Raw genomic sequence first — 22,503 nt, forward strand, 5'->3', positions numbered from 1 at the left:
CGTTGCGCCTTCTCCGGGCTACCTTTCAATGGTGTTATGTCGCCCCGGTAAGCGCAGCGCCACCGGGTGAGGCTTAGCGTTCCGCCAGCGCCTTAAACACCATCGCCACCGCGTGGGCGCCGGGGTCCATATTGCCGAGCAGGCTCTCGCTATTGAGATAGGAGGCGCGTCCGGCGCCGGCTTTGCTCGACTGGCAGGTGCGATCCGCGCCGGCCTGCGCCGCGGCGAAAGCGGCCTGCAGATTATCCGGTTCGGCCAGCAGCGCCGCCAGCGCCGGCTGTAGAGCGTCAATCATCGTCCGGTCGCCCTCATCGGCGCCGCCGTAAAATTTCATCTGCCCCAGACCGGCGTTCAGCGCTTCCGCCATGCTGGCGCCTTGCTCCAGCTTCTGCCCGGCGGCGGTGAAGAAAATCGACATCAATACGCCGCTGGAGCCGCCCATCACCACCGTCAGGCGTTCGCCAATTAGCGCGAACAGCGTGGGTAAATCATTGAGCGGCAGTTGCTGGCGTTGCAATAGAGCGGCAATCTCACGCGCGCCAGCGGCGAAAGTGGAGCCGGTATCGCCGTCGCCCACTTTGGCGTCAAGCGCGTTGAGATGGGTTTCGAGGCCGGAGAGGGTGCTGGTCACCTGCGCCACGTAATCGCCCACCTGCGGGTTGGCCGATGGCGTAAAGGCGACGCGTGCGCTGGCGAGCGCGGACGGCATGATATTAACAGCCCGCGGCTGCACCGGCTTCTGCCAACTGGCGGTTTCGACATCCGACAGCAGCGCCTTTTCAATGCTCTCTTCCAGCACGATAGTGGTCAGCGAGAAGCCTTTCATATCCAGCGCCGTTACCAGCGAAGCCGGGCCAATCAACCAGTCAACGCGCGCATGGAGTGGGGTGTTGGCCAGCTCGCGGGTCAGAATCGCCATCTCGGCCACCGACACGCCGCCGAGATTATTGAGCATCACCGCCAGGCGGCCGGTTTCAGGTAGGGCGGCGGTCAGCTTCTCTACCATAATCTGCATGATTTCCGCGCTGTTATGGGTCGCGATCGTCGAGGCTCCCGGTTCGCCGTGGATGCCCATCCCCAGCTCGGCGTGGCCGGGCTGATGGCGCGGCGCGCTTTCCGCTTCCTGCGGCAGGTGACAGCTGGCCAGCGCCACCCCGATGCTGGCGGTATGGTTGGCGGCGTATTGCGCTTCACGCAGGACGGTGGCGAGGTTGAAGCCGCGCTCGGCGAAATAACCCGCCACCTTATGCACAAGAATAGTCCCGGCGATACCGCGCGGCTGTTTGTTATCCGGCAGCGAAATATCGTCGCCGACGATCAGCATCTCTACGTTATAGCCAAGACGGCGCGCTTTCTCCGCCGCGAGGCCGAAGTTAAGCCGATCGCCGGTGTAGTTTTTAACGATCAGCAGACAGCCCGCCTCGCCGGTCACCGCCTGAATCGCGGTGAGTACCGCATCGACGCTCGGCGAGGCGAACAGATCGCCGCAGACCGCGGCGGTCAGCATGCCTTTACCAATAAAGCCGACGTGCGCCGGTTCATGGCCGGAGCCGCCGCCGGAAATCACCGCCACGTTGTTTTTATTCAGATCGCGGCGTACCACTACACGGATCGCCGGGTCGCTCTCCAGGCGGGCGAGGTTGTTCCACGGGCTGGCAATAATGGTTCCCTCGATCACGTCGTTAACGAGGCTGGCGCGCTGGTTAAAAAAGAATTGAGACATAGTGGTTCCTGATCAGTAAGCGAAAACTCACCCTCCGGAGGCGGGCCCCCGGAGTGGTAACGGTCAAAGTGGATTTAGCGACGAATAAGACGTTGCAGACGCATATCGAGCGTGATGGCTTCGCCAGGCTGAATATCATTCAGCGCTTCGCCCTGCTGGCATAGCCAGGCGATCCCCGCCGCGCGGGCGATAATCGCGCCGTGGGCCTGTTCGCTGCCGTCGCGCAGGCACAGGCCGGTGACCTTGCTGGCATCCAGTTGGAGTACAGTCGAGGGATAAATATTGTCGGCGATAATAATCGTCGGCTCACTGGCGAATGGCAGCGTCTCCTTAATACCCTGCAGATGGCGCAGCGTGCGCTGCAGAATATCGTCGACATCGATATAACGGGCCTGCAGATAGGCGTCATCCAGCTGACGATACTGCTGGCTGAGCTCCATCAGCACTTGATGCCACGCCCATTCCGCCGAGCACTGTTCGGTGAGCAGGCGATCGTTGGCGGCATCAAACAGATCTTCATCGTCGAGCAAGGTGTGATGACCGGCGAAGATCGCCGCGATATCGGCGTTAAATTTGTGTTCCGCCAGCTCGGTGAGCGCATTGAGATCGGCCAGCGTCTGGTCGATCGCCTGGCGCAGGCGCTGCTGCTCGCGGGCGATGTCGGCGGCGGCGGGGAGCGCCGGTTGGATCGGCGCCTGCGGATAAATCATCGCGGCGCCTTCAACACGCGCAGGTATGGCGGGTTCCGCTGTCGGCTGCGCCTCCGGCGACTCGCCGAAGTTATCGGCGGCCAGCGCCTGAAACGCCGCCAGCGCCGCATCGGCGTCCGGACCGCGGGCCAGCAGGCGCAGCTTATCGTGGCGGCGCACCTGTAGCAGAGCGATTTGATTCAGACTGTCCGGGGTGACGCATTTGCCGTTTTTCTCCAGCACCAGGTCGGCGTTAAAACCCGCCAGCGCGGCGACCAGCTTTGATGCCGGACGCACGTGCAGGCCGTTGTGATTGTTAATAATGACTGAAACCGATTTAGCATCGCCGTCGTCAGCAAGCGTTGGGGCGGCGGCGTCAGGCGTGTGCGAAGGTAAACCCAGCTGAACCCGCTTGGCTTCCAGGGCGTTCATGGCATCGGCGATAACTTTGTCGATCCCGGCGCCGGAGGCGGCGCTGACGGTGGCCGCCAGCGTCCCTTCGACCAGCGGCGCGGCGCACAGCCGCACCTTTGCCGCCATCGCCGGATCGAGCAGATCGAGGGCGGTTTCGGCGCTGAGCAGGGCGCTGCCGATATCCATCATCACCAGAACATGGTCGGTATCGGCGACGGATTCGATCGCCTCCATGACTTTAATCGGATCGGTGCCGATCGGGCTGTCGGGATCGTCGATCCCGGCGGCGATCGCCAGCTTACAGCCATCGTTCATTAACATCTGCCGGGCCAGTTCTCCGACACCTTCGCCCAGCCGGGCGCTATGAGAAACAATAACCAGGTTTACCATCGCGATTTCCTTACTCTTTGGCGGCGGCAGCCAGCATCTGAACCATAAACAGCACCGAGGTCGCGCCGGGATCCTGATGCCCGATGCTGCGCTCGCCGAGATAGCTGGCGCGGCCTTTACGCGCCTGCATGGTGATGGTGGCGTGGGCGGCGCGCTCGGCCACTTCGCAGGCGGCATCCAGCGCGGCAGGGATAGACAGATGTTGCTCGCTGGAATGACGCAGGGATTCCACCACCGGCAGCCAGACGTCGCACATCGTCTTATCGCCCGGCTCCGCTTTACCACGGTTGACGACGCCGTCCGCGCCTTCGCGGATCATCTGATAAAGCTCGTCGAGGGTCAGGCTCTGATGCGCCTGGGTGACCTGGGCGGCGCGGATAAAGAAGGTGCCGAACAGCGGGCCGCTGGCGCCGCCGACGTTGGAAAGCAGCGTCATCCCGGTATTCTTGAGAATAAAACCGATGTCTTTATCGGCGATCGACGGCAGCTTTTCGACCACTTTGCTGAAGCCGCGATGCATATTGAGGCCGTGGTCGGCGTCGCCGATCTCTTTATCAAGGCCGGTGAGAAAATCGCTCTGTTTGGTGAAAATGTCGCCACAGCGGTACAGCCAGTCGACGATTTGCGTTCTGTTCAGTGACATGTCGTGCTCCTTATTTTCCCCAGTTCAGCGCTGGGGTATGGACCGGGGCGTCCCATAACGCCAGTGTGTCATCATCCGCTTTCAGCAGGGTGATGGAGAAACCCGCCATATCCAGCGAGGTGCAGTAGCTGCCGATGAGGTTGCGTTCAATCACAATGCCGGACGCTTCGCAGCGCTGGGCAAGGCGGTTGTAAACGCCGTACAGTTCGGAAAGCGGGGTGGCGCCGAGGTTATTGACCAGCGCGATAACCCGATCGCCGTTTTGCAGCGCGGTTTTGCTCTGTTTCACTTCCTGCCACGCTCCCTTGACGTTATCCCACTGGCGCAGCGTGCGGCTGTATGCGCCGTTTTCCAGCAGGGTATCGACCATCTCATCGACGGTTTGGTCGAGCGAGCTGAAGCGGCGGCGGTCGATACCCGGCTCGCCATGGATGCCGACGCCGAACTCCATCTCATCATCTTTCAGGGTAAAGGAGGGCTGTCCGGCGGCCGGTACGGTGCAGGCGCCCAGCGCGATGCCAATCGAGTGACCAAGGTTATTTAAACGGCGGCCCAGTTCAGCGCAGGCTTCCAGCGAGTCGCCGCGTTCGGCGGCGGCGCCGACCAGTTTTTCAATCAGCACGGTATTGGCGACGCCGCGGCGTCCGGCGGTATAGAGGCTGTCTTTTACCGCCACGTCGTCATCCACCACGACGGTGGTAACCTTAACGCCACTTTCGTGCAGCAGCTCGGTGGCGGTCTCAAAATTCAGGATGTCGCCGGTATAGTTTTTGATAATCAGCAGGACGCCTTCGCCGCCGTCAATCTGCATCGCGCATTCGAACATTTTGTCCGGCGTCGGCGAGGTGAAAATTTCCCCCGGACAGGCGCCGGAGAGCATGCCCTGGCCGATGTAGCCGCAGTGCATCGGTTCGTGTCCGCTGCCGCCGCCGGAGAGCAGCGCCACTTTGCCGGCGACCGGTGCATCAGCGCGGGTGACATAGACCGGGTCCTGGTGCAGCGTCAGTTCAGGATGCGCCTTCGCCAGGCCGATAAGCTGTTCACTCAGTACATCTTCCACACGGTTAATCAGTTTTTTCATTGTTTATGCTCCGTAGGGTAGGGGGAGGTCGCCTGTCTATAAGGGTAGCCCGGCGATGTAGTGATTCTGGCTGAGCGGGCGCAAAATAAAATGCCGTCAAAATTGGTTCCATAACGGAACGTAGAAAAGAATTTTTGTTCCTTTATGGAACATTAATTGCCGATAAACAGGAGAAATGCGAGCCAGCGCTAATAATTTGTCCGTTTTTTTCTGCTATCAGAAATGGGGCAAGGATGATTTTTTTCGCCATTGTGCCGCATTGAGGCGATTTTCTGCGTTAAAGAGGGGAGACGATAGCGGCTTTTTTGCCAAAATGATCCGATCGCGATCGCAATCCCATCGCTTTCTCAGTCACATTGTTTCAATGTGAAACGCATTATTTTTTTATCTGTTTCAGAACAGAACAAAAAAGGGAAAAATTTTTTTCGCCGCTGCTCGCCCTACAGTGGATGCATCGCTCCGGCAGCGTGGCTGTAAGCGCCATTGATATCAGGCGCCGCGGCATGACGGCCTGGGCTCACGTGTCAACATACGCACTTATTTGAGGGTGAAAGGAATGCTAAAAGTTATTCAATCTCCAGCCAAATATCTCCAGGGACCTGATGCCGCCATGCTGTTTGGCGAATACGCTAAAAACCTGGCCGACAGCTTTTTTGTTATCGCCGATGACTTCGTGATGAAGTTGGCGGGCGACAAAGTATTGAACGGCCTGCATAGCCACAATATTAGCTGCCATGCGGAACGGTTTAACGGCGAGTGCAGCCATGCGGAAATCAACCGCCTGATCGCCATTCTTAAGCAGCACGGCTGCCGCGGCGTGGTGGGTATCGGCGGCGGGAAAACCCTCGATACAGCGAAGGCGATCGGCTATTACCAGAAGCTGCCGGTGGTGGTGATCCCGACAATTGCCTCAACCGATGCGCCGACCAGCGCGCTGTCGGTTATCTACACCGAGGCGGGCGAGTTTGAAGAGTATCTGATCTACCCGAAAAACCCGGATATGGTGGTGATGGACACGGCGATTATCGCCAAAGCGCCGGTACGCTTGCTGGTGGCCGGGATGGGCGATGCGCTCTCCACCTGGTTTGAAGCCAAGGCCTGCTTCGATGCGCGAGCCACCAGCATGGCGGGCGGGCAGTCCACGGCGGCGGCCTTGAGCCTGGCGCGCCTGTGCTATGATACGCTGCTGGCGGAAGGCGAAAAAGCACGCCTGGCGGCTCAGGCTGGAGTGGTGACCGATGCGCTGGAGCGTATTGTCGAAGCCAACACCTATCTGAGCGGTATCGGTTTTGAGAGCAGCGGCCTGGCCGGCGCGCACGCGATTCACAACGGTTTCACCATCCTTGAAGAGTGCCACCATCTGTATCACGGCGAAAAAGTCGCTTTCGGCACCCTGGCGCAGCTGGTACTGCAAAATAGCCCGCTGGAAGAGATCGAAACCGTGATGGGCTTCTGTGAAAAAGTCGGCCTGCCGATCACCCTTGCCCAGATGGGCGTGAAAGAGGGTATCGAAAGCAAAATCCACGCGGTGGCGAAAGCCACCTGCGCGGAAGGCGAAACCATCCACAATATGCCGTTCCCGGTCACCGCGGATAGCGTCTACGCCGCCATCCTTACCGCGGACCTGCTTGGGCAGCAGTGGCTGGCGCGTTAAGTCTTTCACAAGGTTCTATGCCGCGGCGCATTGCGGCATCAACTCCTCCCTCCGGCAGCCGCTGCCGGAGGGTTTTGTCGTTTTAACTGTGTTAACTCCAGCGGAAAAGGGATATGACAGCTCAGACTCAGGGTGCGGAAAATGAAGTTTCAGCCGTTATCAGCCAGTCGTGGCATCGCTGCAGCAAATTTATGCAGCGTGAAACCTGGCAGGCGCCGCATCAGGCGCAGGGGCTGACCTTTGAATCGATCTGCCGTCGCAAATAAACCCAACGTGCGCGGGTTCGTGTCCTGAACCGCCGCCGGAGATCACCGCCACGTTATTTTTGTTAAGGTCGCGGCGAACCACGATGCGAATGGCCGGATCGCTCTCCAGACGCGCCAGGTTATTCCACGGGCTGGTGATAATTGTACCGTCGATCACGTCGCTAACGAGATGGGGGCGTTGATTAAAAAAGAATTGAGACATAACGGCTCCTCGAGGTTGAGTGTAAGACAAACCCCCGAATGCATGTTCATGGTGCGGAGGCGATAGAGAGATTCTGGCGAAGTCAGCATGGAAAAAAACAACACGAAAATGAGTTTCATTACGAAACGTGATTGCTGTTTTTTGTTCCGAAATGAAACTTAATTAGGCGAGAAATCATCACAATGCGAACTCGCTCGACTTTTTCCTCCTGCGATCAGAGCAGGCCACACGGCGCAGTCAGTCTTTTTTGCGGGGCTTTACCCAGGATGGCGCGTAATTGGGGAAATTTATCATCGTGTTTGTCGGTAATTTCGCGGTAACGGAACGGATCGAGATCGCAAATCTCATTATTTTTGTGGTTAAGCGTTCCAATATGAAACGCATGTCATTTTTATCTGTTCCATATCAGAACAAAATGACGAAAGATTTTTTTGTACACGCCTCGCCATACAGTTATTACATCGCTCCGGTACGTCCGCTTTCGCCGTCAACATCAGGCTAAACGGGTTAACGCCAGGGCTCACCATGTAAAAACATGTACTTATTTGAGGATGAAAGGAATGCTAAAAGTTATTCAATCTCCAGCCAAATATCTCCAGGGTCCTGACGCTTCTACCTTATTTGGTCAATACGCTAAAAATCTGGCGGACAGCTTTTTCGTGATTGCGGACGACTTCGTCATGAAGCTGGCGGGAGAAAAGGTACTCAATGGCCTGCACAGCCATGACATTAGCTGCCACGCGGAACGCTTCAACGGTGAATGCAGCCATGTTGAAATTAATCGCCTGATTGCCATTCTGAAAAAACACGGTTGCCGCGGCGTGGTTGGGATTGGCGGTGGGAAAACGTTAGATACCGCCAAAGCAATTGGTTATTACCAGAAGCTGCCGGTAGTGGTGATCCCGACCATCGCCTCAACCGATGCGCCAACCAGCGCGCTGTCCGTTATCTATACCGAAGCGGGTGAGTTTGAAGAGTATCTGATCTACCCGAAAAACCCGGATATGGTGGTGATGGATACCGCAATTATTGCCAAAGCGCCGGTACGTCTGCTGGTGGCCGGGATGGGCGATGCGCTCTCGACCTGGTTTGAAGCGAAAGCCTGTTATGACGCTCGGGCGACCAGCATGGCGGGCGGGCAGTCCACCGTGGCGGCGCTGAGCCTGGCGCGCCTGTGCTATGATACCCTGCTGGCGGAAGGCGAAAAGGCACGCTTAGCCGCCCAGGCTGGCGTGGTGACCGATGCGCTGGAACGTATTGTCGAAGCCAACACCTACCTCAGCGGTATCGGCTTTGAAAGCAGCGGCCTTGCGGGGGCACATGCCATCCATAACGGCTTTACGATTCTGGAAGAGTGCCACCATCTGTACCACGGTGAAAAAGTCGCCTTTGGTACGCTGGCGCAGCTGGTGCTGCAGAACAGCCCGATGGAAGAGATCGAAACCGTGCTGAATTTCTGTCAGAAAGTGGGCCTGCCGGTAACGTTAGCGGAAATGGGTGTGAAAGACGACATTGACGGCAAGATTATGGCCGTGGCTAAAGCCACCTGCGCAGAAGGTGAAACTATTCACAATATGCCGTTCCCGGTGACGCCTGAAAGCGTACATGCCGCTATTTTGACGGCAGACCTGCTGGGACAGCAGTGGCTGGCGCGTTAATCGGGCACAGGTAAATTTACCCAGCATCTTCTCCCCCTCTGACAGTCTCTGCCGGAGGGGTTGTCTATGGCAAAACAGCGGAAAGGGATATGACGGCGCACACGCATAGCATCGGGCAGGAAGTCTCTTCGGTTCTCGCCCAGTCCTGGCATCGTTGCAGCAAGTTTATGCAGCGGGAAACCTGGCAGGCGCCGCATCAGGCGCAAGGGCTGACCTTTGAGTCGATTTGTCGTCGCAAGACGGCGCTGCTGACGATTGCGCAGGCCGCGCTGGAAGATGCCTGGGAGTTTATGGACGGTCGTCCGTGCGCACTGCTGATTCTGGATGAATCAGCCTGTATTCTCAGCCGTTGCGGCGATCCGCAGACGATAGAACAGCTGGCGGAGCTTGGATTTCGCGACGGCAGCTATTGCGCGGAAAGCATTATCGGCAGTTGTGCGCTGTCGCTGGCGACGATGCCGGGGCAGCCGACAAAAACCTCTGGCGCTCAGCACTTTAAACAGGCGTTGCATCCGTGGTCGTTCTGCTCGACGCCGGTGTTCGATAACCATGGGCATCTGTTTGGCTCCATCTCATTGTGCTGTCTGGTAGAACATGAGTCCGTTTCTGATTTATCCCTGACGCTGGCGATTGCCAGAGAAGTCGGCAATTCATTGCTGACCGACAGCCTGCTGGCAGAATCCAACCGCCATCTGAACCAGATGTACGGGCTGCTGGAGAGCATGGATGATGGCGTGATGGCCTGGAATGAGCAGGGGGTGTTGCAGTTCCTCAATGCGCGCGCGGCGCTGCTTTTGCATCTCGACGCGCAGGCCAGCCAGGGCAAAAACATTCACGACCTGCTCAATATGCCCATGCTGCTGCGTCGGGCAATTAAACATGCCCGCGGTCTGAATCACGTCGAAGTCACTTTTGAAAGCCAGCACCAGTTTGTTGATGCTGTTATCACCCTGAAGCCGATTGTTGAGGAGCAGGGCAACAGCTTTATCCTGCTGCTGCACCCGGTGGAGCAAATGCGTCAGCTGATGACCAGCCAGCTTGGTAAGGTGAGCCACACCTTTGAGCAGATGTCGACGGACGATCCGGAAACCCGACGCTTGATCCATTTTGGTCGCCAGGCGGCAAGGGGGAGTTTCCCGATCCTGCTGTGTGGGGAAGAGGGCGTAGGGAAAGAGCTGCTGAGCCAGGCCATTCACAATGAAAGCGAACGCGCCAGCGGACCGTATATTGCCGTGAACTGTCAGCTGTATGCCAACAGCGTGCTGGGGCAGGATTTTATGGGCAGTGCGCCTACCGATGATGAAAATGGTCGGTTGAGCCGCCTTGAGCTGGCGAACGGCGGCACGCTGTTTCTGGAGAAAATTGAATATCTGGCACCGGAGCTGCAATCCGCGCTGTTACAGGTGATTAAGCAGGGAGTATTAACCCGTCTTGATGCCCGTCGGCTGATTCCGGTGGATGTGAAAGTGATCGCCACCACTACGGTTGATCTCGCTAATCTGGTGGAGCAAAACCGCTTTAGCCGCCAACTGTATTACGCGCTGCACTCTTTTGAGATTGTTATCCCGCCGCTACGGGCGCGGCGTAACAGTATTCCCTCGCTGATTTATACGCGACTGAATAGCCTGAAAAAACGCTTCTCATCCAGCCTGAAGATCGACGACGACGCGCTGGCACAACTGGTGGCTTATTCGTGGCCGGGCAATGATTTCGAGCTGAACAGCATTATCGAAAACATCGCTATCAGTAGCGATAACGGGCATATCCGGCTGAGTAATTTACCTGATTATCTGTTTGCCGAGCGTCCCGGTCTGGAGACCGCGTCTTCCCTGCTGCCAGCCAGCCTGACGTTTACCGCTATCGAAAAAGAGGCGATTATCCATGCCGCCCGTGTCACCAGTGGGCGAGTACAGGAGATGTCGCAACTGCTGAATATTGGTCGCACCACCTTGTGGCGTAAGATGAAGCAGTACGACATCGACGCCAGCCAGTTTAAGCGCAAACATCTGGAGTAGTTTCTTCGATTCTGGCCATGGAGAACAGCGCATCCGACAGCCGGTTGATATAACGCCTGGGTTCATCGCGTAACGTCAGCTTTTTGTCCATCGCGATGAGGATCCGCTCCAGCCGCCGTGCCAGGGTGCGCGCCACGTGTAGTTGTGCCGATGCCAGATTTTTCCCCGGAATGACAAATTCTTTCAGGGGGCCGCTCTGCGCCATATTGCGATCAATAAGTTGCTCCAGCGCCTGAATATCCTCGGCGTTAATCGTCTGCGTTAAGCGGGCGAGACCTTTCTCATCGCTGGCGAGTTCCGCCCCCAGCACAAACAGCATCTTCTGGATGGCATGCAGATCCTGGCGTAATTCTGCCTGGCGCGAGCTGGCATAGCAGACGCCAAGCTGGGAAATCAGTTCATCCACCGTACCATAGGCGTTAACGCGGATGTCGTCTTTGTCGATACGGCTGCCGCCAAATAGCGCGGTCGTGCCTTTATCACCGGTTCGGGTATAGATGCGATACATTTATTTTATCTCGCTGAAGGGAAGCACTTTGACCAGTTGGCCCGCATTGGCGCCGAGCGTGCGGATGCTGGCTATCCCAGCGGCGATATGCCCGCAGACCAGCGCCCGATCCTCGGGTAGCTGGGCGTGGGTTAGGGCAATATCACCACTGGCGCTGAGGCCGAGACCCACGCGTAGCGTTGAGCTTTTAGCCGCCAGCTTGCTGAGGGCCAGCGCGCAGTCATGCTCGTCGCAACAGATTGTCCGGCAAGGGACGCCTTGCTCTTCCAGCCCCCAGCATAGTTCATCAAGCACGCGCGTATCCTGCCAGCGTGAGTGATAAAACAGATGTACGCCCGGTGATGAAAGTGACATTGCGCCCCCTTATTGATCAGAATGCCTGACGGAAGATCCCGGCAATTTCTTTCTCGTTACCTTTACGCGGGTTGGAGAAGGCATTGCCGTCTTTCAGCGCCATTTCCGCCATATACGGGAAATCGGCTTCTTTGACGCCCAGCTCGCGCAGATGCTGCGGAATACCGATATCGGCTGACAGGCGAGCGATGGCGCGAATCGCCAGCTCGGCAGCATCCATGGTGGACAGACCGTCAGTGTTCTCACCCATAAACTCCGCGATGTCGGCAAATTTCTCCGGATTAGCGATCAGGTTATAGCGCGCCACGTGCGGCAGCAGGACGGCATTTGCTACGCCGTGCGGCATGTCGTACAGACCGCCAAGCTGATGCGCCATCGCGTGAACGTAGCCAAGGTTGGCGTTGTTGAAGGCCATACCCGCCAGCAAAGAGGCATAGGCCATATTCTCGCGAGCTTTCAGGTTGCTGCCCAGTGCTACGGCCTGGCGTAAGTTGCGGGCGATCAGACGAATTGCCTGGATAGCGGCGGCGTCGGTAACCGGGTTGGCATCTTTTGAAATATAGGCCTCAACGGCGTGGGTCAGGGCGTCCATTCCTGTTGCCGCAGTCAGTGGCGCAGGTTTGCCGAGCATCAGCAGTGGGTCATTAATGGAAACCGACGGCAGGTTGCGCCAACTGACAATCACAAACTTCACTTTGGTTTTGGTATTGGTCAGCACGCAGTGACGGGTGACTTCGCTGGCGGTACCGGCGGTGGTATTCACCGCGACGATCGGCGGCAGCGGATTGGTCAGGGTTTCAATCCCGGCATAGCTATAGAGATCGCCTTCGTGCGTCGCCGCGATACCGATGCCTTTACCGCAGTCATGCGGGCTACCACCGCCGACGGTAACGATGATATCGCATTGCTCTTTACGAAAAACGTCCAGGCCGTCGCGCACGTTGGTGTCTTTAGGGTTTGGCTCGACGCCGTCAAACACCACCACGTCAATACCGGCTTCACGCAGATGTTCGAGGGTTTTATCAACCGCGCCGTCCTTAATGGCTCGCAGACCTTTATCAGTCACCAGCAGCGCTTTTTTACCGCCCAACAGTTTGCAGCGTTCGCCCACGACGGAAATAGCATTCGGGCCAAAAAAGTTCACATTTGGCACCAGGTAATCAAACATACGATAGCTCATAATTTACCTTCTTAGATTTAAATTATAATTCAGAGAAACAATTCAGTGCGGTTTGCGCTAATAACATGTCTTGTTCGACAGTACCGCCACTTACGCCGACAGCACCGATTAATTTATCGTTTAACATGACAGGTAAGCCGCCACCAAAAATAACGATCCGCTGTTGATTCGTTAGCTGTAAACCATATAGTGACGCACCCGGTTGTACCGCGTCGGTAATTTCATGGGTCCCCTGCCGCAGACAGCAGGCGGTATACGCTTTATTAAGAGAAATATCACAGCTGGTGACGAACGCGTCGTCCATGCGTTGCATCAGCAGCGTGTTGCCGCCGCGATCCACCACGGAAAAGACCACCGGCACGTTGATCTCAAGCGCTTTAGCCTCGACGGCCTGCGCCATTTTTTTCGCCGCCGCCAGCGTAATGGTGGCGATTGGTTGGCTCTTATTCACAGTCTCTCCTGAAAATGTTGTAGGGCTGATGTCACGAAAATATCGCGATACAGCTATTTTTTATCATTGGGTTTGGCTTTATTTTCTCGCCGCGCGTTATTAAGTCAATAGGGTGAAAATTTAAAAAGTATTAATTTAATTTTGTGTATTAGTGTTTATTGATAATGATCATTTAACTTCGTCACAATTCGCTACGAATATTCCTGAGAACCGTTTCAATATGGAACGATGAATTTTTATTACGTGCCAAATTGGAACGAAATTAATTTTATTTTTTTATTGCTGTGCTCATTTAGAGTTCGGCCATTGCTGATGAAAGGCGAATGCCGGGAGGTGTGTCCCCGGCAATACGGCCCGGCGTCCCTATTTTTTATCTTTTGAGTCCATAAACTATGAGAAGATCAAAACGATTCGAAGTGCTTGCGAAGCGCCCTGTAAATCAGGATGGGCTGATTGGCGAATGGCCTGAAGAGGGACTGATCGCCATGGAAAGCCCCTACGATCCGGCTTCGTCGGTGAAGGTAGAGAATGGTCGTATTGTTGAGCTGGACGGCAAGAGCCGCGCCGAGTTCGACATGATTGACCGTTTTATTGCCGACTACGCGATTAACGTGGCTGAAACTGAACGGGCAATGCGGCTCGACGCGCTGGAGATCGCCAGAATGCTGGTGGATATCCACGTCAGCCGGGAAGAGATTGTTGCTATTACCACCGCTATCACCCCGGCGAAAGCGGTGGAGGTGATGGCGCAAATGAACGTGGTGGAAATGATGATGGCGCTGCAAAAAATGCGCGCCAGACGCACGCCGTCCAACCAGTGCCATGTCACCAACCTGAAAGACAACCCGGTACAGATTGCCGCCGATGCGGCTGAAGCGGGGATCCGTGGTTTTTCAGAACAGGAAACGACGGTCGGGATCGCCCGCTATGCGCCGTTTAACGCCCTGGCGCTGCTGGTCGGTTCCCAGTGCGGTCGCCCCGGCGTGCTGACGCAATGTTCCGTTGAGGAGGCGACTGAGCTGGAGCTGGGGATGCGCGGGTTAACCAGCTACGCCGAAACCGTGTCGGTATACGGTACAGAGTCTGTGTTTACCGACGGCGATGATACGCCGTGGTCCAAAGCGTTTCTCGCCTCGGCCTATGCGTCTCGCGGACTGAAAATGCGTTACACCTCTGGCACCGGTTCGGAAGCGCTGATGGGCTATTCCGAGAGTAAATCGATGCTCTATCTGGAGTCGCGCTGCATCTTTATCACCAAAGGCGCGGGCGTACAGGGGCTGCAAAACGGTGCGGTCAGCTGTATTGGCATGACCGGCGCGGTGCCGTCGGGGATCCGCGCGGTGCTGGCGGAAAACCTGATTGCCTCAATGCTCGACCTTGAAGTGGCCTCCGCCAATGACCAGACCTTTTCCCACTCTGATATTCGCCGTACCGCCCGTACCCTGATGCAAATGCTTCCCGGCACCGACTTTATCTTCTCCGGCTATAGCGCCGTACCGAACTACGACAACATGTTTGCCGGGTCGAACTTCGACGCGGAAGACTTCGATGATTACAACATTCTGCAACGCGATCTGATGGTTGATGGTGGTCTGCGTCCTGTAACCGAAGAAGAAACCATCGCCATCCGCAACAAGGCGGCACGCGCCATTCAGGCAGTGTTCCGCGAACTGGGCCTGCCGCTGATTAGCGATGAAGAAGTCGAAGCTGCTACTTATGCTCACGGCAGCAAAGATATGCCCGCGCGCAATGTGGTGGAAGATCTGGCCGCCGTGGAAGAGATGATGAAGCGCAATATCACCGGGCTGGATATCGTCGGCGCACTAAGCCGTAGCGGTTTCGAAGATATCGCCAGTAACATCCTCAATATGCTGAGACAGCGTGTTACCGGTGATTACCTGCAAACGTCGGCTATTCTGGATCGCCAGTTCGACGTCGTCAGCGCCGTCAACGACATCAATGATTATCAGGGACCTGGTACCGGCTATCGCATCAGTGCCGAACGCTGGGCGGAAATTAAAAATATTGCGGGCGTGGTTCAGCCCGGCTCGATCGAATAAGGCGGTACACAGTGGAATGCACAACTGAACGTAAGCCGGTTTTCATCTTACAGGTGAGCGAAGGCGAGGCGGCTAAAGCGGACGAACGCGTGGATGAAGTCGTGATAGGCGTCGGCCCGGCCTTTGATAAGTATCAGCATAAAACCTTGATTGATATGCCGCACAACGCGATTTTGAAAGAGCTGGTTGCTGGCATCGAAGAAGAGGGGCTGCATGCGCGAGTAGTGAGGATCCTGCGCACCTCAGATGTTTCTTTTATGGCATGGGATGCGGCAAATCTCAGCGGCTCAGGCATTGGGATTGGTATCCAGTCGAAAGGAACCACGGTGATTCATCAGCGCGATCTGCTGCCGCTAAGTAACCTGGAACTGTTTTCTCAGGCTCCGCTGCTGACGCTGGAAACCTATCGTCAGATTGGTAAAAACGCCGCACGCTATGCACGCAAAGAGTCGCCTTCGCCGGTGCCAGTGGTCAATGACCAGATGGTGCGCCCTAAATTTATGGCCAAGGCCGCGCTGTTTCACATCAAAGAAACCAAACACGTGGTGCAGGATGCTGCGCCTGTCACGTTGCATATTGCACTGGTAAGGGAATGACCATGAACGACAACATCATGACCGCGCAGGATTACCCATTAGCCACCCGCTGCCCGGAGAAAATCCGGACGCCTGGCGGCAAGCCGCTAACCGACATTACCCTTGAGAATGTGCTGGCGGGCCGCGTAGGGCCGCAGGATGTGCGTATTTCTCAGCAAACGCTGGAGTACCAGGCGCAGATTGCCGAGCAGATGCAGCGTCATGCCGTGGCGCGCAATTTTCGTCGTGCGGCAGAACTGATTGCGATCCCGGATGCCCGCATTCTGGAGATCTACAACGCACTGAGGCCGTTTCGTTCTTCGTTCGCCGAGTTGCAGGCCATTGCCGATGAACTGGAACACACCTGGCACGCCACGGTGAACGCCGGGTTTGTCCGCGAGTCGGCAGAGGTATACCAGCAGAGAAATAAGCTGCGTAAAGGCAGTCAGTGACGGAGGCAGCATGCCGTTAATTGCAGGGATCGATATCGGCAACGCCACCACTGAAGTGGCGTTGGCGCAGGATGGCCGGTTTATCGGCAGCGGGATTGTCGCCACGACCGGGATGAAAGGCACGCGGGAGAATATCGCCGGGGTGGTCGCGTCCCTGCAGCAGGCGCTGGATAAAACGCCGTGGTCGCTGCAGGACGTGGCAAAAATCTGCATCAACGAGGCCGCACCGGTGATTGGCGATGTGGCGATGGAAACCATCACTGAAACCATCATTACCGAATCAACGATGATTGGTCATAACCCGCAAACGCCCGGCGGCGTTGGCGTGGGCATGGGAACCACCATCGCCGTGGAGAAGTTGGCGGCGTTGAGCGAGGATCGATTTGCCCAGGGCTGGATACCGTTGGTGGGTGAGGAGATGGATTTCCTTGAGGCGGTTTGGTTTATCAATGAAGCGCTGGATCGCGGCGTCAACGTGGTGGCGGCCATCCTGAAAAAAGATGATGGCGTGCTGGTGAATAATCGCCTGCATCGGCCAATACCGGTGGTTGATGAAGTCACTCTACTGGAGAAGGTGCCGGAAGGCGTGCTGGCGGCGGTGGAAGTGGCGGCCCCGGGACAGGTGGTGCGGGTGCTGTCGAATCCTTACGGTATCGCAACCTTCTTTGCCCTGACCCCTGAGGAAACACAAACTATTGTCCCCATCGCCAGAGCGCTGATTGGCAACCGTTCCGCTGTGGTGCTGAAAACCCCGCAGGGAGATGTGCGATCAAGAGTGATCCCGGCGGGTAAGATCTTTATCCGTGGTGAAAAGCGTGGCGGTGAAGCCGACGTAGCGCAAGGCGCGCAGGCCATTATGCAGGCGATGAGCGCCTGCGCGCCCGTGTGTGATATTCGTGGTGAAGCAGGCACGCACGCAGGCGGCATGCTGGAGCGGGTGCGAAAGGTAATGGCGTCCCTGACCGGCCATGAGATGAGCGCGATATACATCCAGGATCTGCTGGCGGTGGATACGTTTATTCCGCGCAAGGTGCAGGGCGGGATGGCCGGCGAGTGCGCCATGGAAAATGCCGTCGGGATGGCGGCGATGGTGAAAGCGGACCGTCTGCAAATGCAGGTTATCGCCCGCGAACTGAGCGCCCGACTGCAGACCGAGGTGGTGGTGGGCGGCGTGGAGGCCAACATGGCCATCGCCGGGGCGTTAACCACTCCCGGCTGTGCGGCGCCGCTGGCGATCCTCGATCTCGGCGCCGGCTCGACGGATGCGGCGATCGTCAACGCGGAGGGGCAGATAACGGCGGTCCATCTCGCCGGGGCGGGGAATATGGTCAGCCTGTTGATTAAAACCGAGCTGGGCCTCGAGGATCTTTCGCTGGCGGAAGCGATAAAAAAATACCCGCTGGCCAAAGTGGAAAGCCTGTTCAGTATTCGTCACGAGAATGGCGCGGTGGAGTTCTTTCGGGAAGCCCTCAGCCCGGCGGTGTTCGCCAAAGTGGTGTACATCAAGGAGGGCGAACTGGTGCCGATCGATAACGCCAGCCCGCTGGAAAAAATTCGTCTCGTGCGCCGGCAGGCGAAAGAGAAAGTGTTTGTCACCAACTGCCTGCGCGCGCTGCGCCAGGTCTCACCCGGCGGTTCCATTCGCGATATCGCCTTTGTGGTGCTGGTGGGCGGCTCATCGCTGGACTTTGAGATCCCGCAGCTTATCACGGAAGCCTTGTCGCACTATGGCGTAGTCGCCGGGCAGGGCAATATTCGGGGAACAGAAGGGCCGCGCAATGCGGTCGCCACCGGGCTGCTACTGGCCGGTCAGGCGAATTAAACGGGCGCTCGCGCCAGCCTCTCTCTTTAACGTGCTATTTCAGGATGCCGATAATGAACCAGACTTCTACCTTAACCGGGCAGTGCGTGGCCGAGTTTCTTGGCACCGGATTGCTCATTTTCTTCGGCGCGGGCTGCGTCGCTGCGCTGCGGGTCGCCGGGGCCAGCTTTGGTCAGTGGGAGATCAGTATTATCTGGGGCCTTGGCGTCGCCATGGCCATCTACCTGACGGCCGGTGTCTCCGGCGCGCACCTTAATCCGGCGGTGACCATTGCCCTGTGGCTGTTCGCCTGTTTTGAACGCCGCAAGGTGCTGCCGTTTATTGTTGCCCAGACGGCCGGGGCCTTCTGCGCCGCCGCGCTGGTGTATGGGCTCTATCGCCAGCTGTTTCTCGATCTTGAACAGAGTCAGCATATCGTGCGCGGCACTGCCGCCAGCCTTAACCTGGCCGGGGTCTTTTCCACGTACCCGCATCCACATATCACTTTTATACAAGCGTTTGCCGTTGAGACCACCATCACGGCAATCCTGATGGCGATGATCATGGCCCTGACCGACGACGGCAACGGAATTCCGCGCGGGCCGCTGGCGCCGTTGCTGATTGGCTTGCTGATCGCCGTGATCGGCGCGTCGATGGGGCCGCTAACCGGCTTTGCGCTGAATCCGGCGCGCGACTTCGGCCCAAAACTGTTTACCAGTCTGGCCGGGTGGGGCTCGATCGCCTTTACCGGTGTGCTGGCGATCCCTTACTTTCTGGTGCCGCTGCTGGCGCCGGTGGTGGGGGCGATTATCGGGGCGTTTTTGTATCGCAAGCTTATCGGCCGCTTTCTGCCGTGCGAATGCGGTATCGATGAGTAAAGCGGGACCCGCCGCAGCGCGGCGGGTTTCCCCGGCCTGATGCCGGGGGGGTTATTTTTTGATGACCGCGCTGAGATCGCCAAGTTTAGCGGCGGGGTTCTTGTGGCACTCCTGCAGCATTTTCGGTACCGAAACGGTCTCGACTTCATGCCAGTCAACATAGTCGCCGCCGCTAAAGTCGGTGTTGCGATTCACTACCCAGAAGGCCACCGGGGTCATGCTTTTTGGGTTCATATCCATAAATTCCTGACAGGTCATATTCTGCGGCGTGGTTTCCTCAACCGCGAACGCCGGGCTGGTCATCAGACAGAATGTGGTAGCCGCCACGGTCAATACGAGTGCTTTAGGGAAGGTGCGAACAAGTCCCTGATATGAGATCATGTTTGTCATCTGGAGCCATGGAACAGGGTTCATTATGAGGCGATTGATTGAGCCAGAACTGGCAGAAAAGGCCGTACTGAAAATGGATGCCAATGGCTTTGAAGAATGCCTGTCTTTGTGCCAAAAGCTGCGTTCCGCATATGAACGTAGGGATGTTTATCTGGCGCACCAGCTAAACCTCACTCTGCGGCTGAAGCTTTACATATACGCCGGTCTGCCTGAGTTTTTCAAAATTGTAACCCAACTGTGGATTAACCTGTGGCCAACTCTGAGTTACACGTTCGAATCTGACTCGGAGGATAAATGGCCAATATTTTTCTCGTCGCTTGAACTCGCTCTTTCAAACAGGGATGCAGGGGCAGCAGCAGATGCCATTAGAGAGTCACTGGATAAGGGGTTGCGGATCTATCTCAGCTTGTTAACCGAGCAAGGTGAGTAAACCGGCTACTAGTAGCCGGTTCGGATTCAACGTTTGAGGGTTTGCATCATCAGGGAGGGTTTAGGAATTGGTTCTTTCTGCTCAGCAGGCTTATCCGAATCAATGATGGTTGTTGCTCGGATACCTGTGGCCTGGGTTTCCACTGGTGAAGAATTCCGTTCAACGGCAATGCCCAGCGTTTGCGACAGAATGTTGCTCAGCGTTTCGGCATTAAACGATGTCGTGGTTTGTGCGGCCAGCAAATTTATTAACCGAGGGTCGAGCTCATGCAAGGCAGACGCAATTACCAGTGCCTTACGGTAAAATTCCCCCCGGGATCGGCGGGGTAAGCGCTCCATAATATCAAGAGCTTTACCGTCTTCTGGATTATTGCCGGGGCGGAGCCAGACGAGTAAACGTTTATCTTCTTCCATCACATAACCTCGTTTAGACGCTTGCCATTGCTTTGACGAGCGCGAGCTGCGCGTCAGGCGCTTTGATGACATCCAGCTTAGGGAATAGTTCGACAATATGAGAATGGATGAGCTCAGCACCGCCCCCGGCCAGTATGATTTTGTGGACGCTGTTCTGACGACGTATATCAGCTGCAACAGCTTCGGCCAGATTTTTCGACTCAGAATCGATAACGTCAATGATGGCATCAATTTTAGAGTGATCATTGACCGCAGAAGCAATCAACGCTCTATCATGACGGTTTTTAATGATGATATCCGCAATGGCATAACTACTTGGAGACTGGGCATCCTGGAGCGCAGCCATAACAGCTTTTGTCACTCGTGAAACGCCAACATCGCTGTTGCCAAAGATATCAGATATGCCCTCCATTGCCCCCTGAATGATGGCCAGGTCTAGGGTTGTTCCCCCCAGATCGACAACCAGGGTTCGTGTAAGCTGCGTGGTTGTTTTAGGATCAATCAGATATTCAGCCGCAGGTACTGATTCAGGCATTACGTTAACTTTTACAACATGAAAAGTTTCGCCATTATTCAGGGTTATTGGGCCCATAACGTTGGCCTTTTTCTTTTCAATATTAGCTTCGTTCAACTGCGCATCGCTCGTGAAGAACATGGCCACCGGCAGTGTCACTGTAAGTTCAACATCCTGTGGCTCAAGACCGGAAGTCAAAAGGGCATGATGAATTGCTACGCGACTTACAGCGTCGAACTGGAAAGAGGTATGCGTTGTTGTAATTGCAGATGTTGAACCAATGTCGTGAGTAAATTTCCGCCCATCAATGAGATAGTTGTAGATAGTTTTACCACCAAATGCGAGTGGAGTAGCCCAGCCTTCGCGGAAGGCGTTCTGCGAAACATGAGTTTTGATTTCACCATTCTCAATCCAGGCAAGTTTTACGTTCGTTGAGCCGTCATCACAAGCGATGTTCATCATGGTATATACCTCATTAAAATGTTCAAAAGTATCAAAAATCTCTGCCATTTTAGATAGTAAGCCATCCTGAAGCAAGGAATGCGCACCTGTAGCGCACGTTTAATGTCCACAAAATGACTATGAAAAGTGAATTACGAGTGAGTAAAACAGGAACGATTCTATCGGATTGAAATCTGGCGGGGTAAACGAGAAAGAGGGATGTATACGTACATGCAGAGGTCGGTAGCCCTGGAACACCAACGGAAAAAGTAACAAACCACCCGAAAAATGAACCAGTGCCACCAGACTAAATTGTGACAATCGATAGCCAATACTGCAAGAGAACCTAAGAATAAAAGGTATCGCTATATGACAGCTCAGTCGGTAAAATCGAGGAAACCATGTCGGATCACCATTGTAGTTTCTGGTTAGTTCAATAATGAGGTATCCCCAATGACATCCATTCTGCTTACTTCTGATTCTGTTGATGGGTACACTTTTTGTATTTCTACTGATGGTAATGGATGTAAGCTGTCAGTCAGGCCAGAATACCGGCGCAATGGCACACAAACTTATGATGGCTGGTTTCCCAGATACTACTCAAAGCCTCAGTATGCTAAAGCAGCGTTAACAAGGTTCCTTGGAGAATCTGTTAACTGGTCACCACGGACGGGGCTCAGTTAGTCACAGGATACGTAACAGCCTGAGTCCGAGGATACCAACAAGTCAAGAGAACCCCCTGATAAACCCTTAACAATCAACACCTTACCTTGGTGCGCTTAATGAACCTTATGTTGAATTATGGTTAAGTAGTCGATTTTATGGTTGGAAGTGCCTGTTTGCAGTAAAATGCAGTTCATTACCTTTAACCACTGGAACTAGACATGGCTAATGAAGATCTCCCCTCTGGGTGCAAACGCTGTAAAGGATGCAATCAGGTTAAACCCTTCGAAGAATTCGGTAAGGAACTTAAGGGTAAGTTTGGCCTTAAAAGTAAATGCAAGTTGTGCATTAGCGATAAAAACAGAAATTATGCTGCCGGTTCCGGTGCAGGTGTAAAACTCCAAAACAATAAAAAATACCAGACCGAGCATAAGAGTGAACTGGCAGAAAAGATGAGAGTAAGACGGGCAAAGAAAAAATTTGGAGATAACTATGAAGCATATCTAGCATCTTTAGAAAGGATTAAAAACCTCTGATAATTACATAACAACCTTAGTCAATAAGACACAAAGATTATGTATTGTTGCTTTTATTTCAAAGCATCAACTTTATTGAAAAGTTACGCTATACACTGTGCAATTTATTATGCTGATTTAAT

At 55.4% G+C, this 22,503-nt stretch carries 21 protein-coding genes and 2 pseudogenes; 11 read left to right on the forward strand and 12 right to left on the reverse strand.

Annotation, left to right across the window (positions count from 1 at the left end; all coding sequences use genetic code 11):
- Positions 1-73: 73 nt before the first annotated feature.
- From C2U53_RS02025 to dhaK, 4 genes are all read right to left on the reverse strand, one after another.
- Positions 74-1,723: a glycerone kinase gene (locus C2U53_RS02025; protein ID WP_007372177.1), complete on the reverse strand. Its 1,650-nt coding sequence runs from the start codon at positions 1,721-1,723 to the stop codon at positions 74-76.
- 74 nt (positions 1,724-1,797) lie between these two features.
- Positions 1,798-3,216 (reverse strand): dihydroxyacetone kinase phosphoryl donor subunit DhaM, encoded by a 1,419-nt coding sequence (dhaM, locus tag C2U53_RS02030; RefSeq protein ID WP_007372178.1) that lies wholly within the window; start codon positions 3,214-3,216, stop codon positions 1,798-1,800.
- 10 nt (positions 3,217-3,226) lie between these two features.
- The gene (gene dhaL, locus C2U53_RS02035; protein ID WP_007372179.1) at positions 3,227-3,859 is read right to left on the reverse strand and encodes a dihydroxyacetone kinase subunit DhaL; all 633 of its coding nucleotides are present in this window, start codon (positions 3,857-3,859) and stop codon (positions 3,227-3,229) included.
- A 10-nt stretch (positions 3,860-3,869) separates the two neighbouring features.
- Positions 3,870-4,940 (reverse strand): dihydroxyacetone kinase subunit DhaK, encoded by a 1,071-nt coding sequence (gene dhaK / locus C2U53_RS02040; protein WP_007372180.1) that lies wholly within the window; start codon positions 4,938-4,940, stop codon positions 3,870-3,872.
- Between the two features lie 556 nt (positions 4,941-5,496).
- On the opposite strand from dhaK, the gene C2U53_RS02045 reads away from it, so the two are divergent.
- Both C2U53_RS02045 and C2U53_RS30655 read left to right on the forward strand, forming a co-directional pair.
- Positions 5,497-6,594 (forward strand): glycerol dehydrogenase, encoded by a 1,098-nt coding sequence (locus tag C2U53_RS02045; RefSeq protein ID WP_007372182.1) that lies wholly within the window; start codon positions 5,497-5,499, stop codon positions 6,592-6,594.
- A 113-nt stretch (positions 6,595-6,707) separates the two neighbouring features.
- Positions 6,708-6,857, forward strand: a pseudogene (locus C2U53_RS30655) (hypothetical protein); the annotation flags it as partial.
- Here the strand turns inward: C2U53_RS30655 and C2U53_RS02050 are convergent.
- Positions 6,847-7,062 (reverse strand): annotated as a pseudogene (locus tag C2U53_RS02050) (dihydroxyacetone kinase subunit DhaK); the annotation flags it as partial. The pseudogenes C2U53_RS30655 and C2U53_RS02050 overlap by 11 nt on opposite strands.
- Positions 7,063-7,622: 560 nt before the next feature.
- Here C2U53_RS02050 and C2U53_RS02060 point away from each other — a divergent pair.
- Both C2U53_RS02060 and dhaR read left to right on the forward strand, forming a co-directional pair.
- Entirely contained in the window at positions 7,623-8,720 is a 1,098-nt protein-coding gene (locus C2U53_RS02060; protein WP_007372185.1) for a glycerol dehydrogenase, read from the forward strand.
- An 89-nt stretch (positions 8,721-8,809) separates the two neighbouring features.
- The gene (gene dhaR, locus C2U53_RS02065) at positions 8,810-10,735 is read left to right on the forward strand and encodes a dihydroxyacetone kinase operon transcriptional regulator DhaR (protein WP_009653098.1); all 1,926 of its coding nucleotides are present in this window, start codon (positions 8,810-8,812) and stop codon (positions 10,733-10,735) included.
- On the opposite strand, the gene C2U53_RS02070 is transcribed toward dhaR, so the two are convergent.
- From C2U53_RS02070 to C2U53_RS02085, 4 genes are read right to left on the reverse strand one after another with little or no spacing between them, the layout of a single operon-like run.
- Complete coding sequence (locus C2U53_RS02070; RefSeq protein ID WP_007372187.1) at positions 10,713-11,243, reverse strand: cob(I)yrinic acid a,c-diamide adenosyltransferase; 531 nt, start codon at positions 11,241-11,243, stop codon at positions 10,713-10,715. The two genes, dhaR and C2U53_RS02070, sit on opposite strands and share 23 nt — an antisense overlap.
- Positions 11,244-11,597, reverse strand: a complete 354-nt coding sequence (locus C2U53_RS02075; protein WP_007372188.1) for a glycerol dehydratase reactivase beta/small subunit family protein — start codon at positions 11,595-11,597, stop codon at positions 11,244-11,246. It lies immediately after the preceding gene.
- Positions 11,598-11,613: 16 nt separating this feature from the next.
- Positions 11,614-12,777, reverse strand: coding sequence for a 1,3-propanediol dehydrogenase (gene dhaT, locus C2U53_RS02080; protein WP_007372189.1), 1,164 nt, complete (start codon positions 12,775-12,777; stop codon positions 11,614-11,616).
- Positions 12,778-12,799: 22 nt separating this feature from the next.
- Positions 12,800-13,228, reverse strand: a complete 429-nt coding sequence (locus C2U53_RS02085) for a heme-binding protein (protein ID WP_007372190.1) — start codon at positions 13,226-13,228, stop codon at positions 12,800-12,802.
- 392 nt (positions 13,229-13,620) lie between these two features.
- On the opposite strand from C2U53_RS02085, the gene C2U53_RS02090 reads away from it, so the two are divergent.
- From C2U53_RS02090 to C2U53_RS02110, 5 genes are read left to right on the forward strand one after another with little or no spacing between them, the layout of a single operon-like run.
- Entirely contained in the window at positions 13,621-15,288 is a 1,668-nt protein-coding gene (locus C2U53_RS02090) for a propanediol/glycerol family dehydratase large subunit (RefSeq protein WP_016241522.1), read from the forward strand.
- A gap of 11 nt (positions 15,289-15,299) precedes the next feature.
- The gene (locus C2U53_RS02095; RefSeq protein WP_009652918.1) at positions 15,300-15,884 is read left to right on the forward strand and encodes a propanediol/glycerol family dehydratase medium subunit; all 585 of its coding nucleotides are present in this window, start codon (positions 15,300-15,302) and stop codon (positions 15,882-15,884) included.
- A gap of 2 nt (positions 15,885-15,886) precedes the next feature.
- The gene (locus tag C2U53_RS02100; protein ID WP_007372193.1) at positions 15,887-16,315 is read left to right on the forward strand and encodes a diol dehydratase small subunit; all 429 of its coding nucleotides are present in this window, start codon (positions 15,887-15,889) and stop codon (positions 16,313-16,315) included.
- A gap of 10 nt (positions 16,316-16,325) precedes the next feature.
- Positions 16,326-18,137 carry a diol dehydratase reactivase subunit alpha gene (locus tag C2U53_RS02105; RefSeq protein ID WP_007372194.1) on the forward strand — a complete coding sequence of 604 codons (1,812 nt, stop codon included), beginning with the start codon at positions 16,326-16,328 and terminating at the stop codon, positions 18,135-18,137.
- 53 nt (positions 18,138-18,190) lie between these two features.
- Entirely contained in the window at positions 18,191-18,994 is an 804-nt protein-coding gene (locus tag C2U53_RS02110) for an MIP/aquaporin family protein (protein WP_007372195.1), read from the forward strand.
- A 51-nt stretch (positions 18,995-19,045) separates the two neighbouring features.
- Here C2U53_RS02110 and hdeB read toward each other — a convergent pair whose 3' ends face one another.
- Positions 19,046-19,297 (reverse strand): acid-activated periplasmic chaperone HdeB, encoded by a 252-nt coding sequence (gene hdeB, locus C2U53_RS02115; protein ID WP_007372196.1) that lies wholly within the window; start codon positions 19,295-19,297, stop codon positions 19,046-19,048.
- A gap of 160 nt (positions 19,298-19,457) precedes the next feature.
- Here hdeB and C2U53_RS02120 point away from each other — a divergent pair, with 160 nt between their 5' ends.
- The gene (locus tag C2U53_RS02120; RefSeq protein WP_242529909.1) at positions 19,458-19,814 is read left to right on the forward strand and encodes a GntR family transcriptional regulator; all 357 of its coding nucleotides are present in this window, start codon (positions 19,458-19,460) and stop codon (positions 19,812-19,814) included.
- Between the two features lie 26 nt (positions 19,815-19,840).
- Here the strand turns inward: C2U53_RS02120 and C2U53_RS02125 are convergent, their stop codons facing one another.
- Both C2U53_RS02125 and parM read right to left on the reverse strand, forming a co-directional pair.
- Entirely contained in the window at positions 19,841-20,227 is a 387-nt protein-coding gene (locus C2U53_RS02125) for a plasmid partitioning/stability family protein (protein ID WP_009652914.1), read from the reverse strand.
- Between the two features lie 13 nt (positions 20,228-20,240).
- Positions 20,241-21,251, reverse strand: coding sequence for a plasmid segregation protein ParM domain-containing protein (parM, locus tag C2U53_RS02130; RefSeq protein WP_223883253.1), 1,011 nt, complete (start codon positions 21,249-21,251; stop codon positions 20,241-20,243).
- An 815-nt stretch (positions 21,252-22,066) separates the two neighbouring features.
- Here parM and C2U53_RS02140 point away from each other — a divergent pair.
- Positions 22,067-22,381, forward strand: a complete 315-nt coding sequence (locus tag C2U53_RS02140) for a hypothetical protein (RefSeq protein ID WP_009652923.1) — start codon at positions 22,067-22,069, stop codon at positions 22,379-22,381.
- Positions 22,382-22,503: the final 122 nt, after the last annotated feature.

The sequence above is a fragment of the Citrobacter sp. CFNIH10 genome (assembly GCF_002934585.1).
GTDB classification, from domain to species: Bacteria; Pseudomonadota; Gammaproteobacteria; order Enterobacterales; family Enterobacteriaceae; genus Citrobacter_A; species Citrobacter_A amalonaticus.